This is a genomic window from Halomonas sp. YLGW01, from assembly GCF_014840935.1.
Lineage (GTDB): Bacteria > Pseudomonadota > Gammaproteobacteria > Pseudomonadales > Halomonadaceae > Onishia.
Map to the genome: position 1 here is coordinate 790,288 of NZ_CP062005.1, position 18,734 is coordinate 809,021.

13 protein-coding genes are annotated in these 18,734 nt (G+C 65.9%); 9 read left to right on the forward strand and 4 right to left on the reverse strand.

Annotated elements, in window-relative coordinates:
- Positions 1-113 precede the first annotated feature (113 nt).
- Positions 114-743: an outer membrane lipoprotein chaperone LolA gene (gene lolA, locus IEJ03_RS03650; protein WP_192036358.1), complete on the forward strand. Its 630-nt coding sequence runs from the start codon at positions 114-116 to the stop codon at positions 741-743.
- 124 nt (positions 744-867) lie between these two features.
- On the opposite strand, the gene IEJ03_RS03655 is transcribed toward lolA, so the two are convergent.
- The gene (locus IEJ03_RS03655; protein ID WP_192036359.1) at positions 868-2,205 is read right to left on the reverse strand and encodes a replication-associated recombination protein A; all 1,338 of its coding nucleotides are present in this window, start codon (positions 2,203-2,205) and stop codon (positions 868-870) included.
- A gap of 397 nt (positions 2,206-2,602) precedes the next feature.
- Between IEJ03_RS03655 and IEJ03_RS03660 the strand changes: the two genes are divergently transcribed.
- From IEJ03_RS03660 to IEJ03_RS03675, 4 genes are all read left to right on the forward strand, one after another.
- Positions 2,603-3,148: a hemerythrin domain-containing protein gene (locus IEJ03_RS03660; RefSeq protein ID WP_192037164.1), complete on the forward strand. Its 546-nt coding sequence runs from the start codon at positions 2,603-2,605 to the stop codon at positions 3,146-3,148.
- A 400-nt stretch (positions 3,149-3,548) separates the two neighbouring features.
- Entirely contained in the window at positions 3,549-4,343 is a 795-nt protein-coding gene (gene murI, locus IEJ03_RS03665) for a glutamate racemase (protein WP_192036360.1), read from the forward strand.
- 73 nt (positions 4,344-4,416) lie between these two features.
- Entirely contained in the window at positions 4,417-5,523 is a 1,107-nt protein-coding gene (trmA, locus tag IEJ03_RS03670) for a tRNA (uridine(54)-C5)-methyltransferase TrmA (protein WP_192036361.1), read from the forward strand.
- A gap of 160 nt (positions 5,524-5,683) precedes the next feature.
- Complete coding sequence (locus IEJ03_RS03675) at positions 5,684-10,525, forward strand: NAD-glutamate dehydrogenase (RefSeq protein WP_192036362.1); 4,842 nt, start codon at positions 5,684-5,686, stop codon at positions 10,523-10,525.
- Between the two features lie 132 nt (positions 10,526-10,657).
- On the opposite strand, the gene mgtE is transcribed toward IEJ03_RS03675, so the two are convergent.
- Positions 10,658-12,013, reverse strand: a complete 1,356-nt coding sequence (gene mgtE, locus IEJ03_RS03680) for a magnesium transporter (RefSeq protein ID WP_192036363.1) — start codon at positions 12,011-12,013, stop codon at positions 10,658-10,660.
- A gap of 555 nt (positions 12,014-12,568) precedes the next feature.
- Between mgtE and IEJ03_RS03690 the strand changes: the two genes are divergently transcribed.
- Positions 12,569-13,591, forward strand: coding sequence for a quinone-dependent dihydroorotate dehydrogenase (locus IEJ03_RS03690; RefSeq protein WP_192036364.1), 1,023 nt, complete (start codon positions 12,569-12,571; stop codon positions 13,589-13,591).
- Positions 13,592-13,736: 145 nt separating this feature from the next.
- Here the strand turns inward: IEJ03_RS03690 and rmf are convergent, their stop codons facing one another.
- A complete protein-coding gene (gene rmf, locus IEJ03_RS03695; RefSeq protein ID WP_192036365.1) occupies positions 13,737-13,943 on the reverse strand; it encodes a ribosome modulation factor in 207 nt (68 codons plus the stop codon).
- 278 nt (positions 13,944-14,221) lie between these two features.
- Here rmf and rlmKL point away from each other — a divergent pair, with 278 nt between their 5' ends.
- Both rlmKL and IEJ03_RS03705 read left to right on the forward strand, forming a co-directional pair.
- Positions 14,222-16,513, forward strand: a complete 2,292-nt coding sequence (gene rlmKL / locus IEJ03_RS03700) for a bifunctional 23S rRNA (guanine(2069)-N(7))-methyltransferase RlmK/23S rRNA (guanine(2445)-N(2))-methyltransferase RlmL (RefSeq protein ID WP_192036366.1) — start codon at positions 14,222-14,224, stop codon at positions 16,511-16,513.
- An 82-nt stretch (positions 16,514-16,595) separates the two neighbouring features.
- Complete coding sequence (locus IEJ03_RS03705; RefSeq protein WP_192036367.1) at positions 16,596-16,961, forward strand: glutaredoxin family protein; 366 nt, start codon at positions 16,596-16,598, stop codon at positions 16,959-16,961.
- A 35-nt stretch (positions 16,962-16,996) separates the two neighbouring features.
- Here the strand turns inward: IEJ03_RS03705 and IEJ03_RS03710 are convergent, their stop codons facing one another.
- Positions 16,997-17,278, reverse strand: a complete 282-nt coding sequence (locus IEJ03_RS03710; protein ID WP_175072122.1) for a hypothetical protein — start codon at positions 17,276-17,278, stop codon at positions 16,997-16,999.
- Between the two features lie 194 nt (positions 17,279-17,472).
- On the opposite strand from IEJ03_RS03710, the gene pdxB reads away from it, so the two are divergent.
- On the forward strand, positions 17,473-18,672 hold the full coding sequence (gene pdxB, locus IEJ03_RS03715) for a 4-phosphoerythronate dehydrogenase PdxB (RefSeq protein WP_192036368.1): 1,200 nt from the start codon (positions 17,473-17,475) through the stop codon (positions 18,670-18,672).
- Positions 18,673-18,734 lie beyond the last annotated feature (62 nt).

Genomic DNA, 18,734 nt, shown 5'->3' on the forward strand with positions numbered 1-18,734 from the left:
GGCACGGCGCCGGGGCAACCCGGTGCCGTGACGCCGGTCTTAGTGGTGCGTCCTTGCAGGATGCACGCGCAGACGGAACATATTCGCCGGCCACGGCCGGTCAAGGAGACGCCATGACACCGACACGCCTTGCTACCTTCGGCTTCGCCCTGATGATGCCGCTCTCGGCGCTGGCCGATGAAGGCGCCGAGCGCCTGACGCAGCTGCTCGAGCCGATCAACACCTATGCCGCCGATTTCGAGCAGCAGATCCTCGACGGTAGCGGTCAGCGCCTGCAGCAGGCCAGCGGTCGCATGTGGCTGTCGCGTCCGGGGCGCTTCCGCTGGGAGGTCGAGTCCCCCTACCGTCAGGTGGTGGTGTCCGACGGTGACGACGTCTATCTGCATGACCCCGACCTGGAGCAGGTCACCGTGCAGCCGCTGGATACCCGGGTCACCCATACCCCGGCGCTGCTGCTCTCGGGCAGCGCCGATGAGCTCACCGCGAACTATGACGTCGAGCGCCGTCAGCAGGGCACCGCGGAGACCTTCATTCTCGAGCCCCACAGCCCGGATACCCTCTTCGAGGAGCTCTCGCTGACCTTCTATGCCGAGGAGCTCGGCATGCTGCAGATGACCGACAGCACCGGCCAGCGCACGGCCATCGCCTTCGATGACGTGGCGCAGAACGGTGCCATCGATGACGCACGTTTCGCCTTCGAGATTCCCGAGGGTGCCGACGTGATCCGCGAGACCGCCCGCTAGGGCGAGGTCCAGCGGTGGTCGAGGGGCAGGCTGCTCGACCACCGAGCGTCCCGCTTGCAAGGCCTGCCGATGTCAAGACACACCAACAGCCCCTGCGCCTGACGGCCAGGGGCTGTTGCATGAATCAGTCCTGCTGGTCGGCTTGGGCGTCGCGGGCGGCACGCCAGTCGAGAATCTGCTTGAAGCGCTTCTCCTGGCCATACTCGGTGGGAGTATAGAGGTGGGCGCGTGGCGCGCCCTCCGGCCAGCAGTCGTGGGATGACCCGGCCGGGTAGCCCTCCGGCTCATGATGGGCGTAGCGATAGCCCTGGCCGTGGCCGAGGGATTCCATCAGCTTGGTGGGGGCATTGCGCAGGTAGCTCGGCACTTCGAGGGTCGGGTGCGCGGCAGCCAAGGCCTTGGCCTGCTTCCAGGCCTGGTCGATGGCGTTGCTCTTGGGCGCCGCGGCCAGATGAATGGCCGCCTGGGCAATGGCCCGCTGTCCCTCGTAGTCCCCCAGGCGCAGGTAGGCATCCCAGGCGGCCATCACCAACGGCAGCGCCCGCGGGTCGGCATTGCCGACATCTTCCGAGGCGATCGCCGCCAGGCGCCGGATCACGTCCAGCGGGTCGCCGCCGCCCTGGGTGAATTGGGCAATATAGAGCAGCGCCGCATCGACCCGTGAGGAGCGGATCGACTTGTGGATGGCCGAGAGCAGGTCATAGAAGTGATCGCCCTGCTTATCGAAGGCGCTGGCCTGGTGACCGAGCACCTCGGCGAGGCCCTCCTTCTCGAGCCGCTCGCCGTCGCCGTCGGGAAGGGTGAAGTCGCAGGCTGTCTCGAGGAGGCCCAGCGCCCGGCGGGCATCGCCGCCGGCGGCATGGGCCAGCAGCCTGAGCACCTCATCCTCGGCGTGGATGCGCCGCGCCCCCAGGCCGCGCTCGCGATCCTCGAGGGCCTGGCGCAGCACATCGAGCAGTTCCGCCTCATCCAGCGCCTTGAGCACATAGACCCGGGCCCGGGAGAGCAGCGCCGAGTTGACCTCGAAGGAGGGGTTCTCGGTGGTGGCGCCGATCAGCGTCAAGAGCCCCGATTCCACATGGGGCAGCAGGGCATCCTGCTGGCTCTTGTTGAGGCGGTGGATCTCGTCGAGGAACAGTAGCGTGCCGCGATTCTGGCCCTGAGCCACGCCGGCCCGCTCCACGGATGCACGGATATCCTTGACCCCCGCCATCACCGCCGACAGGTGCTCGAGCTCGGCACCGGATTCGTGAGCCAGGATCTCGGCCAGGGTGGTCTTGCCGACGCCCGGAGGGCCCCACAGGATCATCGAGCGCACCGTGGCGGTTTCGACCATGCGTCGCAGCGGCTTGCCGGGGCCGACCAGGGCCTGCTGGCCGATGTAGTCGCTCAGCTGGCGCGGGCGCATCCGGTAGGCCAGGGGGGCATGCTCCTTGGCGTGCTGCTGGCTGAAGAGATCCATGATGGGCAGGTCCTGTGACGAGAGGATTCGGCGTCGCCTTTCAGCACTAATAAATATAAATATATAGCTGATGGCGCTAGGCAGACTGACAGTGGAGGCACTAGGGTTAGATATTCTAGGCTGACTGCAGGCCGGTCACCAACGTCGTGCCTGATAGAGAAGCATGCACAGAGGCGTCTGGAACCTCCAACTGGAGTATCAGAGAGGCGGCCGAGATCCTCGCCGCCCATTCGTCTGCGTCACCTGAGCCGGCTTGTATGATGTTCCCCATGGATGAGAAAGACACGGACGGTCAGCGATGCCCACGCCGCTTGATCATCGAACCCGGAGACGCTCGGAGAATCCAATGACAATACAGACGTTCGCCCCGGACAGCACAGGAGGTCCCGTCATGCCGATGCTGAATCAATTGCGCCTGGACCACGCCAACATGGCGCGTCTGCTGCATGTACTGCAGCTCAAACACAAGACGCTGGCGGAGGGGGAGCGGCCTGATTTCCAGCTGGTGCGCGAGGTGGTGGATTACATCCTCGATTACATGGACGGCTTCACCGTGCCCCTGGAAAGGGTCTTCGGTCAGGAGTTGATGGACAAGGCGCCCGAAGCCCAGGGGCTCAGCGAGCGACTGGCCGATAATTACCATGCCCTGCACGAGCGCCTGATGCGCCTCTCGCAGGACCTGGACATGGTGCTGATGGACGTGGCGATTCCCATGGATCGCTTCGCCGATGATCTGGGGGCCTATCTCGAGGCGCACCGCGCCTACCTGCGGGACGAGCGCGAGGAGCTCTTTCCGCTGATTCGTGAACACTTCGATGACGAGGCTCTGAAGAAACTCGCAGAGTCCCTTCCCGAAGGGGCGACGGCCAAGCTCGAGAGCCTGCAGGAGGCCTACCCGGATCTCTATGCCGAGCTCTGCGCGGCGCCGGATCCGATGGTCTGATCGGTGGCGTAGGCGGCGATACCTCGCTGTCGGTCGGTGGCGCCGGCTTCTTCCGAGCCCTTCAGCGACGGCTGTGACAATAGACCCGCAAGCGGTTGCGTCCGCCCGGCCATCTGGCCGGGCGGCGGTCTTTTTGCGGGCGCAAGGCCTGTCAGGGGCTCGGCCCTAGACCTGCGGCTGGGGTAGAATGCCCCTCCGATGGAGCCAGCCCCGAGTCGTCGTGCCCAAGTGGTCGTCGACCCGCATGCTGACTCGGGCTCGAGCGCCGCAGCTCGGTCGCCGGAGCCCTTTGCAACCCGTCAACACAGGTCACCATGAACGGCCGTCGAGAGCGCTCAGCCGGCGTGTCCTGCGGTGCCCAGGAGTCCCAGTCCATGCAGCCGATCAAGGGCCGTCGCGCATGAGCGGTCCGATACTGATCTTCGATTCCGGTGTCGGTGGCCTGTCGGTGGTCGCCGCCATTCGCCGCCGCCTGCCCGAGGTGGCGCTTGGCTATGCCTGCGACAATGCCATGCTGCCCTACGGCACCAAGCCCGATGACTGGCTGGTGGCCCGCATTCTGGATGTCTGCCAGGCGGCGGTGGCGGCAAGCCACGCCAGCGCCCTGGTGGTGGCCTGCAATACCGCCAGCACCCTGGCCCTCGAGGCCCTGCGCGCCTGCCTGACGATTCCGGTCATCGGCACCGTGCCGGCCATCAAGCCGGCGGCCGCGGCCAGTGCCAGTGGTCATCTGGCGCTGCTGGCCACCTCGGCGACGGTGCATCGCCCTTATACGCGGCGCCTGATCGAGGACTTCGCCGGTGACTGCGAGGTGATGCGGGTGGCCGCCGATCCCCTGGTCGCCCAGGCCGAGCAACGGCTGGCCGGCGAGCCGGTGGACGCCGGGGTGGTCGCCGACTGCCTGGCGCCGCTGTGGACGGACCCAGCACTGGATACCGTGGTGCTGGGTTGCACGCATTTTCCGCTGCTGGCGGCTGAGCTCGCCTCGGCGGCGCCGCGCCCGATCCACTGGATCGACTCGGGGGACGCCATCGCTCGCCGCGTCGCGCAGGTAGTCGCGCCGCTGCCTCGCGGCGAAGGCGCCGGGGCGGCCTGGGTGACCGCGCCGAGCGAGGCCCTGGCCGCGGCGCTAGCAGGCTATGGCTTCGCCACCCCGCAAGGGCTCGTCCCGGCGACGACCGCCTTCGAGGCCTGAGCCGATCACGGCATCCCGATGTTGCCCCCGTTAGCCATTCGATAGACCCATTTTCGACTCACAAGGAGACTCCGTGGCCGTACCCGTTGTCGACCCCGCTCGCTACGGCGAGCAACTCGAGGCCAAGCGCCAGCGCATCATCACCCAGTTCGCGCACCTGGCGACGCCTGAGCTCGAGGTCTTCGCCTCGCCGGCGAGCCATTACCGGATGCGCTGCGAGTTCCGCATCTGGCGCGAGGGCGACGAGCTCTTTTATGCCATGTTCGAACCCGACCCCGAGCGCCCCGACCGCAAGCGCCCGGTGCGGGTCGACCAGTTCCCGGTGGCCAGCGAGCGGATCAATGCCCTGATGCCGGCGCTGCTCGATGCGGTGCGCGCGGATCCAGTGCTGGGCCGCAAGCTGTTCCAGGTCGATTTTCTCACCACCTTGTCCGGTGAGGCGCTGATCACGCTGATCTATCACCGCCCCCTGGGCGAGGACTGGGAAGCCGCGGCGCGGGCCCTGGAGCAGAGGCTCGGGGTGATGATCATCGGCCGCTCGCGCAAGCAGCGCCTGGTGCTTAGCCGGAATCATGTCTGGGAACGGCTCACCGTCGAGGGCCGCGAGCTTGCCTACCAGCAGGTCGAGAACAGCTTCACCCAGCCCAATGCCGCCATCTGCCAGTCGATGCTGACCTGGGCGCGGAACGTGACGCGGGAAAGCCAGGACGGCGACCTGGTCGAGCTGTACTGTGGCAATGGCAACTTCACGGTGGCGCTGGCCGAGAACTTTCGCCGCGTGCTGGCCACCGAGATCTCGCGGACGTCGGTGGCCTCGGCCAAGGCCAATCTCGCGGCCAACGCCGTCGATAACGTGCATGTGGCGCGGATGTCCGCCGAGGAATTCGCCCTGGCCCTGAAGGGCGAGAAGGGCGGTCGTCGGGTGGCCGAGATGGGCCTTGACGACTACGATTTCTCTACCGTACTGGTGGACCCGCCCCGCGCGGGCCTCGATGACGAGAGCTGCGATCAGGTCAGTGGCTACGACCGCATCGTCTATATTTCCTGCAATCCGGATACCCTTTTGGATAACCTGGCGCGCCTGACCCGGACCCATGACATCACGCGCTTCGCCCTGTTCGATCAGTTCCCCTGGACCCACCACTGCGAGTGTGGGGTGCTGCTCGAGCGCCGGGCATGAAGTCAAGGACCGATGCGTAACTGACATGCTCCATGACAAAGGGTTAATACAGTGGGGGCGCCTTCCGCACTCACGTATCCTGAAGGTCTCCATGACCGTCATGGCCGAGTCTACGACTATCCCGCCGACCCTGGAGGGTCGGTGTCAGCCGAGGTGATTGATGCAACACGTCGCGATCGATGACAAGCAGGAACTGCTGGCCCAGCTTCAGGCACAGCTGGCGCACCGCCTGGATGAGGACAAGGTGAAGGCCATCGCCACCTTCGCCGAGGTGTTCTTCTCCAACGCCCCCTATGCCGATCTGGCGGAGCGCCGCCTCGACGACCTCTACGGGGCGGTGCTCTCCGCCTGGCATCTCATGCAGCAACAGGATCCGGACGAGCCCGTTGTGCGGGTCTTCAACCCCGATTTCGAGGGGCATGGATGGCAGTCGACCCACACCCAGATCGAGGTGCTGGGGCGCGACATGCCGTTCCTGGTCGATTCGGTGCGCATCGAGCTCAATCGCCGTGGCATCACCGTGCACTCCATCTACAACGCGGTGCTGGCGACCCAGCGCGATGCCCAGCATCGGCTCAAGGCCATGACCGGTACCCATGCCAAGGATGCACCGCAAGGGCGCGAGTCGCTGATCGTCATCGAGATCGATCGCCACTCCGACCCCGAGCTGCTGGCCGAGATCGAGGCCAGCCTGCACGAGATTCTCGCCGACGTGCGTACGGCCGTGGCCGATTTCGAGCCGATGCGCGAGCAGGTCAAGGCCTCGCTTGCCGAGCTCAAGGCACTCAAGCCCGCCCAGGTCGCCGCCAAGGATCACAAGGAAGCCATCGCCTTCCTCGAATGGCTGCTCGACGGCAACTTCACCTTCCTGGGCTATGACGACTACGACGTCGTCCAGGCCAAGGGCCAGGATCAGCTCAGGAAGCGCAAGGGCAGCGAACTCGGGGTCTTTACCCTGGACGCGCCTCGCTACCAGGAGCGGATCCGCAGCGACCAGGGCATCGACGGCGATCACTATGTGTTGGTGCCGGAACTGCTGTCCTTCGCCAAGAGCGCCTATCACGCCCGGGTGCATCGTCCGACCTACCCGGACTACATCTCCATCGATCGCTACGACGATCAGGGCAACGTGATCGGCGAGCGCCGCTTCCTGGGCCTGTTCGCCGCGACCGTCTACAACGACTCGCCGCGCCACATTCCGGTGCTGCGCCGCAAGATCGAGGCGGTCATGGAGGCGGCCGAGGTCGACCCCCAGGGCCACGACGGCCACCAGCTGCGCCAGATCCTCAACGTCTATCCCCGCGATGACCTGTTCCAGATCAGCAATGAGGAGCTGACCCGCACCGCGGTGGGCATCCTCAACATCCGCGAGCGTCGCCGGGTGCGACTGTTCGTTCGCGAGGATCGCTTCGGCAAGTTCTATTCCTGCCTGGTGTTCGTGCCCCGGGATGTCTTCTCCACCGACCTGCGCGTGCGCATCCAGAACCTGCTCTGCGAGGAGCTCGATGCTACCTTCGGTGACTTCAACACCTACCTCTCGGAGTCGGTACTGGCGCGCATTCAGCTGATCCTGCGCTTCAACGACGATGGCCAGGTGGACTACGACCTGGAGCGGCTGGAGCACAAGGTCAGCGCCCTGGCGAGCAGCTGGCGGGATGACCTGCACAGCGCCATGGTGGAAGGCTTCGGCGAGGAGCAGGCCAACCGGCTGCTGGATGTCTACCGGGATGCCTTCCCGGCCGGCTACCGGGAGGACTTCAGTGCCCGCTCCGCGGTCTACGACATTCATCACTGTGCCGAGGTGGAGCAGGGCGCGCCGCTGTCCCTGTCGCTGTATCGCCTGGTCGAGGAAGACGTCGACGGTGTCAACCTGAAGCTCTTCCACAAGTCGCATCCGATCCCGCTGTCCGACGTGCTGCCGGTGATGGAAAATCTCGGCCTGCGCGTGATCGGCGAGCGTCCCTATGAGATCGCCACGCCCACCGGCAGCTACTGGATCCACGACTTCAACCTCGAGCATCACGGCAGCGATATCGTCAACCTGCAGGAGATGCGCGAACCCTTCACCGATGCCTTCCAGCGCATCTGGCGCGGCCAGGCCGAGAACGATCCCTTCAACCGTCTGGTGATCGGCGCCAACCTGAGCTGGCGCGAGGTCGCCATGCTCCGGGCCTACGGCCGCTACCTGAAGCAGATCCGCTTCGGGCTGTCCCAGCTCTATATCGCGACCACGCTCGCCAGCCATCCGCAGATCACCCGCGAGCTGGTGACCCTGTTCGAGCTGCGCTTCGATCCGGAGCAGGAAGGCGATCGCGACGCCGAGGCCGAGGCCTGCCAGGCACGCCTGCTGGCCCTGCTGGACGACGTGGCGAGTCTCAACGACGACCTGCTGCTGCGTCGCTACATCGAGCTGATTCAGGCCACCCTGCGCACCAACTACTATCAGCCGGGCGCGGATGGTGAGCTCAAGGACTACTTCTCCTTCAAGCTCGACCCGTCGCGGATCACCGGCATGCCCAAGCCGCGGCCGATGTTCGAGATCTTTGTCTACTCGCCCCAGGTCGAGGGCGTCCACCTGCGCGGCGGCAAGGTGGCCCGCGGGGGCCTGCGCTGGTCGGATCGTCGCGAGGACTTCCGCACCGAGGTGCTGGGCCTCGTCAAGGCGCAGCAGGTCAAGAACGCGGTGATCGTGCCGGTGGGCGCCAAGGGCGGCTTCGTCTGCAAGCGGCTGCCGGAGGGCGGCGATCGCGATGCCATCCAGCAGGAGGGCATCGCCTGCTACAAGACCTTCATCCGTGCCCTGCTCGACGTCACCGACAACCTGGATGCCGGTGCGGTGGTCCCGCCGGCCCAGGTGGTGCGCCACGATGCCGATGACCCCTACCTGGTGGTCGCGGCCGACAAGGGTACCGCCACCTTCTCCGATATCGCCAACGAGATCTCGGTCGAATACGGTCACTGGCTGCGCGACGCCTTCGCCTCTGGCGGTGCCAACGGCTATGACCACAAGAAGATGGGCATCACCGCCAAGGGCGCCTGGGAGTCGGTCAAGCGCCACTTCCGTGAGCAGGGCGTGAACACTCAGGCCGACGAGTTCAGCGTCGTCGGGATCGGCGACATGGCCGGCGATGTCTTCGGCAACGGCATGCTGCTGTCCGACAAGATCCGTCTGCTGGGCGCCTTCAACCACCTGCACATTTTCGTCGACCCGACCCCGGACGTCGCGGCCTCCTTCGCCGAACGCCAGCGGCTCTTTGCGTTGCCGCGCTCGAGCTGGGAAGACTACGACGCCGCATTGATCTCCGAGGGCGGTGGCATCTTCAAGCGCAGCGCCAAGTCGATCGCCATCACGGCGCAGATGAAGCAGGCCTTCGGCATCAGTGAGGACAAGCTGTCGCCCAACGACCTGATCCGCGCCATGCTCAAGTCGCAAGTCGACCTGATCTGGAACGGCGGCATCGGCACCTACGTCAAGGCCGAGGCCGAGACCGATGCCGACGTGGGCGACAAGGCCAACGATGCCCTGCGCGTGAACGGCAACGAGCTCAACTGCCGGGTGGTCGGCGAGGGCGGTAATCTGGGGCTGACTCAGCGCGGTCGCATGGAAGCCGCCCATAAGGGCGTGCGGGTCAATACCGACTTCATCGACAACGCCGGCGGGGTCAACTGCTCCGACCACGAGGTCAACATCAAGATCCTGCTCGACGATATCGTCAAGCGCGGCGACATGACCGACAAGCAGCGCAATCAGCTGCTGGCGAGCATGACCGACGAGGTCTCCGAACTGGTGATCCGCGACAACTACCGCCAGACTCAGGCGCTGTCGCTGTCTGAGATTCTCTCCCACGAGGGCCTGGGGCCGTATCGCCGCTTCATCAACGAGCTGGAGGCGGCCGGGCAGCTCGACCGCGAGCTCGAGTTCCTGCCCAGCGACGAGGAGATGCTGGAGCGCGCCAACGCCAACCAGGGCATGACCCTGCCGGAGCTGTCGGTGCTGATCTCCTACGCCAAGAGCGCGCTCAAGGGCGACCTGATCGCCTCCGACGTGCCGGACGATCCCTACATCCAGCAGCACCTGGAGCGCGTCTTCCCGGGTGTGCTGGTGGAGCGCTTCCATGACGAGATGTATGAGCACCGCCTGAAGCGCGAGATTGTCGCCACCCAGATCGCCAACGACCTGGTCGATCATATGGGCGTCGTCTTCGTGCGTCGCCTGATCGATACCACCGGCGCCGGCCGTGCCGAGATCGCCCGGGCCTACATCGTGGCGCGGGACAGCTTCAACCTCGACGGCCTGTGGCAGCAGGTCGAGGCCCTGGACAACCAGGTGCCGAGCCAGGTGCAGTACCGCATGATGCTGGACCTGATGCGCCTGCTGCGTCGCGCCACTCGCTGGTTCCTGCGTCAGCGCACCGGCATGACCGCCAAGGACAGTATCGCCCACTTCGCGCCGCGGTTGACCCAGTTGCAGGAGAGCATCGGCAAGCGCCTGCGTGGTGACGAGCGCGAGGCCTGGGCCGCGCGTCGCGACGAGCTGACGGCGGCGGGCGTGCCGGATGGCCTGGCCAACGTCGTGGCGGCGACCGGCAGCCTGTACGCGGGCCTCGGCATCATCGAGGCCGCCAAGCAGACCAACGAGAAGATCCAGCGCGTCGCCGAGGTCTTCTATGAGGTCGGCCATCGCCTGGAACTGCCGTGGATGACCGAGCAGATCAACAAGCTCGAGGTGCGCGACAGCTGGCAGGCTCAGGCGCGGGAGACCTTCCGCGATGACCTGGATCGCCAGCAGCTGGCCCTGACCGTGGGCGTGCTGCGCATGGAGACTGGGCCGCGTGAGGTCGAGCCGCGGGTCGAGCAGTGGTTCCAGAACCATGCCGCCATGTATCAGCGCTGGTGCAAGCTGCTGGTCGAGGTGCACTCCGGCTCTCACGGCGGCTTCCCGCTGTTCGCGGTCGCCATTCGCGAGCTTGTTGACCTGGCCGAAGGCAACGCCGAAAGCTGATCCCCTTCCATGAGCCTCAACGCAACGACCCCGCCATCGGCGGGGTCGTTGCGTTTCAGGAAGGGCAGGGCGCGGCGCAGGGAACGGTGTCGTGTCTGCCTTTCTTCTGCGCCGTGTCCTGTGCCCCGAGCCTTACAGCAGGAACACCGTTGCCAGGCCCAGGAAGGCCATGAAGCCGATCACATCGGTCACCGTGGTCAGCACCACCGAGCCCGACAGCGCCGGGTCGATGCCCAGGCGCTTGAGCCCCAGGGGAATGGCGATGCCGGCGATGCCGGCGGCCAGCATGTTGATGACCAGGGCGACGGCGATGATGCCGCCGATGCGCACGTCCTTGAACCACAGGGTGGCGATCGCGGCGACCACCAGTGCCCACAGCACGCCGTTGATCAACGAGATGCCGATTTCCTTTCGCATCAACCAGTTGCTGTTGGTGCGACTGATCTGGCCGAGCGCCAGGCCGCGAATCGCCAGGGTCAGTGTCTGGCTGCCGGCGATGCCGCCCATGCTGGCGACGATGGGCATCAGAACCGCCAGGGCGACGATCTGGTCGAGGGCCGCCTCGAAGCGGCCGATCACCCAAGCCGCCAGGAAGGCGGTCATCAGGTTGATGCCGAGCCAGACGGCACGGCGCTTGGCGCTGGGGATCACCGGGGCGAACAGGTCCTCTTCCTCGTCGAGGCCCGCCATGTTCATCAGCGCCTGATCCGAACCCTCGCGGATGACGTCGACGATATCGTCGATGACGATGCGCCCCAGCAGCAGGCCGCCCTCGTCGACCACCGGCGCCGACACCAGATCGTGAGTCTGGAAGAGGGTCGCCACATCCCAGGACTTCATGGTCACCGACACGCTGTCGATGTCGCTTTCCAGCACGTCGGCCACGGCGAGCTCGGCGGGCTGCGAGACCAGCCGTGCCAGGGGCAGCACCCCCACGAAGATGCCGTTGCGGTCGACCACCATCAGGGCATCGGTGTTGTCCGGGATCGACTGGTTCTTCCAGCGCAGGAAGCGCTGCACGGTCTCGAGGGTCACGTCGGCGCGCACGCTGACGGTGTCGGTGCGCATCAGGCGACCGGCCGAGTCCTCTTCGAAGGAAAGCGCCTCCTTAAGACGCTCGCGCTGTAGCTCGTCCATGGAGCGCAGCATGTCCTCGGCGACCTGCTGGGGCAGGTCCTCGAACAGCTCGGCCAGGTCGCTGGTGTCCATGTTCGAGGTGGCGGCGACGATCTCGTGATCGTCCATGTCCTCGATCAGGGTGCTGCGGACCTCGTCGTGGACCTGCAGCAGCACATCACCGTCGACGTCCTGTGGGACACGCTCCCAGAGCCGGGTACGGGCCGTCTGGGGAAGGGATTCAAGCAGCAGGGCGATCTCTGCCGGCTCGAGGTCGCCAAGCACCTCGTCGATCAGGGCATAGTCGTGCTCGACCAGGGCCTCATGAATGCGCGATAGCCGGCCTTCCAGGGTGTCGGTGGTCTCGGTCATGGGATCTCCCTGTGATGAAGCGGGCGTGGCCGCGTTGACGGAGGAACGCTGACAGCGGCGCGGCCTTGGTCTGGGTTGGATACGCCCAGTAGACCACAAATGGAGAAGCCCATGGCAGGCAGCAGCGACAGCTATCACGAGCCGGTGGAGGAATTGAGCGCCGCCACCCGGGACTATCATCGGGCCATCGTCTCGCTGATGGAGGAACCGGAGGCCGTCGACTGGTAAAACAGCGCGTCGATGCCTGCCAGGACCCGGAGCTACGCAAGATTCTGATTCATAACCGGGATGAGGAAAAGGAGCATGCGGCCATGGCTCTTGAATGGCTCTCGAATGGCTCCGTCGCCATGACAAGACAATGGATGCCCACCTGCCGGAATTCCTGTTCACCGAGGGCGAGATCGCCCACTGAGGTGCAGGCGCCATCGCCTTGCCGCTCGGATGACGGCCCCGCCCCGCGCGGGGTTCGTCGTTCATGGGCCAGGTGCGCTATAATCCCGCCGATTTCGTCCCGCCGTTGTTTATCCGTTCGCGTTCACTAGTCCAGGGAGTGCCATGTACGCCGCCGCTCGTTCGATCCTCTTTCGCCTCGATCCCGAGACCGCTCACGGTGTGACCCTGACGGCGCTGGACCTGGCACACCGGCTGGGGATGTCCGGCAAGCTGGGTGGTGGCGCGCGGGTCGAGGACCCCGTCGAGCTGATGGGGCTCACCTTCCCCAACCGGGTGGGGCTCGCCGCCGGGCTGGACAAGAATGCCGACCACCTGGATGCCCTGGGTGCCCTGGGGTTCGGCTTCGTCGAGGTCGGCACGGTGACGCCGAAGCCTCAGCCGGGCAACCCCAGGCCGCGGCTGTTCCGCCTGCCCGAGGGCGGTGCGATCATCAACCGCATGGGCTTCAACAATTCAGGCGTCAACCATCTGGTCGAACGGGTCAAGAAGAGCCGCTATGACGGGGTGATCGGCATCAACATCGGCAAGAATCTGACCACCCCGGTGGAGCAGGCGGTCGACGACTACCTTTACTGCCTCAAGCGGGTGCATGCTCATGCCGACTACATCACGGTTAACATCTCCTCGCCCAATACCCCTGGGCTTCGCAACCTCCAGTTCGGCGAGCACCTCGACGGGCTGCTCGGCGCGCTGCGCGAGGAGAGCCTGCGGCTCGATCATGACAGCGGCCGGCGAGTGCCCCTGACGGTGAAGATCGCGCCGGACATGAGCGACGAGGAAGTCGGCCTGGTTGCTCAGGCACTGGTCGCCAACGGCATCGATGGGGTCATCGCGACCAATACCACGGTGGCGCGGGACGCCGTGGCAGGCATGGCGCATGCCGACGAGGCGGGCGGGCTCTCCGGTCGTCCGGTCTTCGAGTCATCCAACCGGGTGATTCGCGAACTGCGCCGCCGGTTGCCGGACATGCCGATCATCGGCGTCGGCGGCATCGACAGTGGCGAGGCGGCAGTGGCTAAGCGTCGGGCCGGGGCGGATCTGGTGCAGCTCTATTCGGGATTCATCTATCGTGGTCCGCCTCTGGTGGGCGAGTGCGCCCGGGCGCTCAAGCTGGCCGCCGACTGATGCGCCTCCCCGTTCAGGCAGTGGCAAGGGGTTGAGGAAACGGTAGCGACGTGGCGGGATGAGACGGGCGAGAGAAGCCGAAGATGCGACGACCAGACACAAAAAGGCCCGTGATTACGGGCCTTGGTGTTTCAAGGGTGGGGAGTTAAATGACCATGGGATTCTTGTGAATGCCGGACACGCCTGTCATGCCCGACCATTGATCCCCTCGACCTTCACGCCAACCGCTCATCCAGTATTCGCGAAGATTGACATCCTGACTGGGACATTCATCACGGGAACGGCCGCTGATGCCTGCCTTGTAACCGTGAACATAAGCGCGCTGGAAGCGATCACGTTTCTGTCGTTTCATCGGATGGCCTCTTGATGAACCAGTTTTATTATGCAAACCAGTGTAAATGGGGCAAGGGCTGAAACGAGCACAGATTGCACATGGCAAAACCGCAACCTCGAGGCTCAGCGCCTGGTGCCGATGCCGTCCATGGATCAGAGAACACATGTGTACCGCGTAGCTACCCCTCTACAACTAGCGCACCCGCCGGGCTCGTGTCGACAGGCGATTTGGAATAAGCGCATTACCAAGACAGCATTTCAGGAATATGACGGCGCGTCGCGCCAGGTGGCTCTTTCATGAAAGATCAGCAAGCTATTGAAACATTTACATTATTCGCCACCTGCCCGAAAGGCATGGAACTCCTGCTGGCCGAGGAGCTGGCTGGCCTCGGGATGGTGGTTTCCAAGACCACGGTGGCCGGGGTGCACGTCACCGGCCCCCTCGAGGCTGCCTATCGCGCCTGTCTGTGGTCTCGGCTGGCCAACCGCATCATCCTCTGCCTGGCGCGGGAAGAAGGCATCGAGAGCCCGGCCCAGCTAAAGGCCTGTGCCGAGGCCATCGACTGGCGCGCTCACCTGGCGCCGGGCAAGACGCTGGCGGTGGACTTCCACGGCCAGTCCGAGGCCATCCGCCATACGCGCTTCGGCGCCCAGACGGTCAAGGATGGCGTCGTCGACGCCCTGCGCCGTGACGGTTGCGAGCGGCCTAGTGTCGACCCGCGCGACCCGGATCTGCGCCTCTATGCCCACCTGCATCGTGGGCGCCTTACCCTGGGCATCGATCTGTCCGGCGATAGCCTGCACCGTCGCGGTTACCGGCGTGAGCTGGGGCATGCGCCGCTCAAGGAAAACCTCGCCGCGGCGCTGCTGGTGCGCGCCGACTGGCCGGCCCGCGCCAAGGCCGGCGAAGCGCTGATCGATCCACTGTGCGGCTCGGGTACCCTGGTCATCGAGGGCGCGCTGATGGCCGCCGATGTGGCGCCCAACCTCTTGCGCGAACGCTTCGGTTTTCATGGCTGGGCCGGCCATGACGCGGCCCTGTGGCAAGAGCTCAAGCGCGAGGCCGAGGCTCGGGCGAGTCTCGGCCGCAAGCGCTGCAAGGCCAAACTCTATGGCCGTGACCAAAGCCCCCAGGCGATCTCGGCGGCGCGCGCCAATGCCATGCGTGCCGGGATTCCGGCGCTGATCGATTTTCAGGGGGCCTCGGTCAAGCAGCTGACGCGTCCCGCCGATCTGCCCGCCGAGGCGTCGGGCCTCTTGATCACCAACCCGCCCTACGGCGAGCGTATCGGCGAACTGCCGGAGCTGGTGCCGCTCTACGCCACCCTCGGTGCCCGCGCGCAGTCACAGTTTCCGGGCTGGCGCCTGGCGCTGTTGACCGGCAATCCGGAGCTCGGCCACCGCACCGGGCTAAGGGCCGGCAAGCAGTATGCCTTCAAGAACGGCCCGCTGGACTGCAAGCTGTTGCTGATCGAGCTTAACCAGGGGGAGGCGTCTGCCCCGAGTTCTGACCAGGCCGCGCCTGCCAAGCGCCGTGCGGTCGCCGGGCAGCCGTGCGGGGATGAGCAGACCGGCAACGCGTCCAATAAGGCGGCCACGAATGCCACCGAGCGCCCGGCGCGCTCGGAAGGGGCGCAGATGTTCGCCAATCGCCTGCAGAAGAACCGCAAGCGCCTCAAGTCCTGGCTCAAGCGCAGCGGGGAATCCTGCTACCGGCTGTATGACGCCGACATGCCCGAGTACGCCCTGGCCATCGACGTCTACGGCGACCGGGTGCATGTGCAGGAATACGCGCCGCCCAAGTCGGTGAATGCCCATCAGGCCCAGCGTCGCCTGCTCGACGCCCTGGGGGTGATTCCGGAGGTCCTCGAGGTCTCGCCGGAGCACGTCTACATCAAGCAGCGTGAGCGCCAGTCGGGCAAGGCGCAGTACCAGAAACACGCCGCCAGCGGCGAGCGCTTCCAGGTCCGCGAGGGCCGCGCACAGCTATGGGTCAACCTGCGTGATTACCTGGATACCGGGCTCTTCCTCGACCACCGGCCAGTGCGCCGGATGCTCGCCGAGATGGCGCCGGGTACGCGGTTCCTGAACCTGTTCTGCTATACCGCCACGGCCACCGTGCAGGCCGCACTGGGCACCCAGACCGAGGGCGGGGCCAGCGACAGCGTCAGCGTCGATCTCTCGAATACTTATCTGGAGTGGGCGCGGGAGAACTTCGCCCTCAACCGGCTCGACCCCAGCCGCCATCGGGTGGTACGCGACGACTGCCTGCGCTGGCTGGAAACCGCCGGCAGCGAGTTCGACCTGATCTTCCTCGACCCGCCGACCTTCTCGAATTCGAAGAAGATGGAGGCGACCCTCGACATTCAGCGCGATCATGGCCGGTTGGTCGAGCTGGCCATGGCGCGCCTGGCGCCGGGCGGCACCCTAGTGTTCTCCAACAACCAGCGCCGCTTCGTGCTTGATGAGGCGCTCACCACGCGATTCGCGGTGGAGGACATCTCGGCGAAGACGTTTGACCCGGACTTCAACCGCCGGCCCGACCTTCACCACTGTTTCCTGATCCGTCATCGGGACGACACGGCATGAGACCTTCGATCCACTCCTGGTACGCCAAGCGACGCCGGGATCTTCACCACTGCTTCCTGATCCGTCATCGGGACGACGCGGCATGAGCCTGACGCTCTATACCACTCTGGGCTGCCACCTCTGCGAGGAGCTGGAGGCCTGGTTCTCTCGGCTGGGTCCGCACGCGCCGGCGCTTCACCGAGTCGAGATCGCCGACGAGGCGGAGCTGCTCGCGCGCTACGGCGAGCGGATTCCAGTGCTTAGGGATGCGGCGGGAGACGAGCTGGAGCGGGGCTTCGAGCCCGCGCGACTGGCCGCCTGGCTCGAGGCTCGGGGGTGGCTCGACGAGGATGCCTGGCAGCGGGCGCAGCAGGGCGATGCTCCTGCCGAGCCTGAGGCCAAGGGGGCGGTGATGCGGGGCGGGCGGCGCTATCTCGGTGGCCTTGGCGGCTCGGGCGTCGGGGAGTAGCGCCTGGAGGAGTGGCGCTGGTTGAGGCGTCGCGGCTAGAGGGCGTCGAGCAGCGAGAGCTGCTGCACGGCGTCGCGACCCTCGGGGGTGTCGTCCTGGGCCTCCAGCACCTTATGAAAGCCCCGGGAGGTCTGGATGGTGGCGACGTCCTCGAGCCATAGCATGGCCTGGGCGTAGTCGTCGGCCAGACGGTGCTGAAGGCCGCCGAACTGGGTGCCGATCTGCCCCCAGGCGCGGCTGAAGATCCAGTCGCCGAACATGTCCTGATGCACATGCACCAGCACATAGTCATGGTTACTTTCCCAGCGAACGATCACGGCGGCTCCTGGCGGCATTGTGCGCAAAAACGAGGGCGCGGAAACGGGGGTGACAACGATGCAAGCCGCGTCCTTGTGGGCGTGGCTGGCATGCTATTGTAACGGCCTGACCGGCATGAACAACCCACCTCTTGGGCCTCGGACGTGCTAGGTCTCGACCCGAAAACCCGCTTCGCAAGCTGCAAGGAATCGCCATGCGTCTGCTCATCGACTCCCACGTGCCCAAGGCGGAGGCCTGCTTCGCCGATCTTGGCTCGATCACCCGGTTGCCCGGCCGCGAGATCGATGCCCAGGCGGTAGGCGAGGCCGAGGTGCTGGTGGTGCGTTCGATCACCCGCGTCGATGAGGCGCTGCTCGAGGGATCGAAGCTGCGCTTCGTCGGCACCTGCACCATCGGCACCGATCACATCGACCAGGCGGCTCTCGAAGCGCGGGGTATCGGCTTCGCCAATGCCCCGGGGTGCAATGCCGAGGCGGTGGTCGACTATGTGCTCTCGAGCCTTCTGACCCTGGCCGAGCGGGAGGGCGCCGAGCTCGACCAGCGCCGGATCGGCATCGTCGGCGCCGGCAACGTGGGCGGGCGCCTCTATCGCCGTCTGACGGCGCTGGGGCTCGATTGCCTGGTCTGCGATCCGCCTCTCGCGGAAGCCCTCGCCGCACCCGGCACCACGCCACCGGCGGGTGAGGTTCCCCCCCGATTGGATGACCTCGATACCCTGATCGCCGAATGCGACGTGCTCTGCCTGCATACGCCGCTGGTGCGTAAGGGCGAGCACCGCACCCATCACTTGCTCGACGAGGCCCGCATCGCGGCTCTCAAGCCCGGAAGCTGGCTGCTCAACGCCGGGCGTGGCGACTGTGTCGACGGTCAGGCGCTGCTGGCGCGCTTGGCGGCCAAGGGCGACCTGTGCACTGTGCTGGACGTCTTCGAGGCCGAGCCGGCCATCGACGAGGCGCTGTGGCGGCTGGCCGATATCGCCACGCCGCATATCGCCGGTCACAGCCTGGACGGCAAGCTGCGCGGCACCCATCAAGTCTATCGGGCGGCGATGGAGCACTTCGGCCTGCCGGCACGGGTCACGTTTTCAGATCTGACGCCGCCGCCGGCCCTACCGGCCTTGACCCTGGACTCAGGCCTCTCGCCCTGGGAGGCCCTGAGGCTCTGTGTGCGCGCCTGCTATGACGTGCGCCGCGACCACGATGGCCTGATTCGCTACCAGCGTGCGCAGGGCCTGAAAGCCGGGTTCGACGCCTATCGCACCGAGTACCCGCTGCGCCGCGAGTTCTCGACCCTGACGGTATGGCTGCGTCCGTCGGCGGCGACGCTTGAGCCGTTGCTTGCCGCGGCGGGCTTCGAGGTCCGGGTGGTAGACGCAGATAAAGAGAAGGTCTAAGGAGGACCCGACGACCCGGTGCGGTAGGCCGGTCGGTGCCATCGCATACGACCTTGGTCTTA

Bases quoted from the DNA above. Each gene is read 5' to 3' on its own strand.
- lolA (WP_192036358.1), top strand. From the start codon at position 114: ATGACACCGACACGCCTTGCTACCTTCGGCTTCGCCCTGATGATGCCG.
- IEJ03_RS03655 (WP_192036359.1), bottom strand. From the start codon at position 2,205: ATGGATCTCTTCAGCCAGCAGCACGCCAAGGAGCATGCCCCCCTGGCC.
- IEJ03_RS03660 (WP_192037164.1), top strand. From the start codon at position 2,603: ATGCTGAATCAATTGCGCCTGGACCACGCCAACATGGCGCGTCTGCTG.
- murI (WP_192036360.1), top strand. From the start codon at position 3,549: ATGAGCGGTCCGATACTGATCTTCGATTCCGGTGTCGGTGGCCTGTCG.
- IEJ03_RS03675 (WP_192036362.1), top strand. From the start codon at position 5,684: ATGCAACACGTCGCGATCGATGACAAGCAGGAACTGCTGGCCCAGCTT.
- mgtE (WP_192036363.1), bottom strand. From the start codon at position 12,013: ATGACCGAGACCACCGACACCCTGGAAGGCCGGCTATCGCGCATTCAT.
- IEJ03_RS03690 (WP_192036364.1), top strand. From the start codon at position 12,569: ATGTACGCCGCCGCTCGTTCGATCCTCTTTCGCCTCGATCCCGAGACC.
- rmf (WP_192036365.1), bottom strand. From the start codon at position 13,943: ATGAAACGACAGAAACGTGATCGCTTCCAGCGCGCTTATGTTCACGGT.
- rlmKL (WP_192036366.1), top strand. From the start codon at position 14,222: ATGAAAGATCAGCAAGCTATTGAAACATTTACATTATTCGCCACCTGC.
- IEJ03_RS03705 (WP_192036367.1), top strand. From the start codon at position 16,596: ATGAGCCTGACGCTCTATACCACTCTGGGCTGCCACCTCTGCGAGGAG.
- pdxB (WP_192036368.1), top strand. From the start codon at position 17,473: ATGCGTCTGCTCATCGACTCCCACGTGCCCAAGGCGGAGGCCTGCTTC.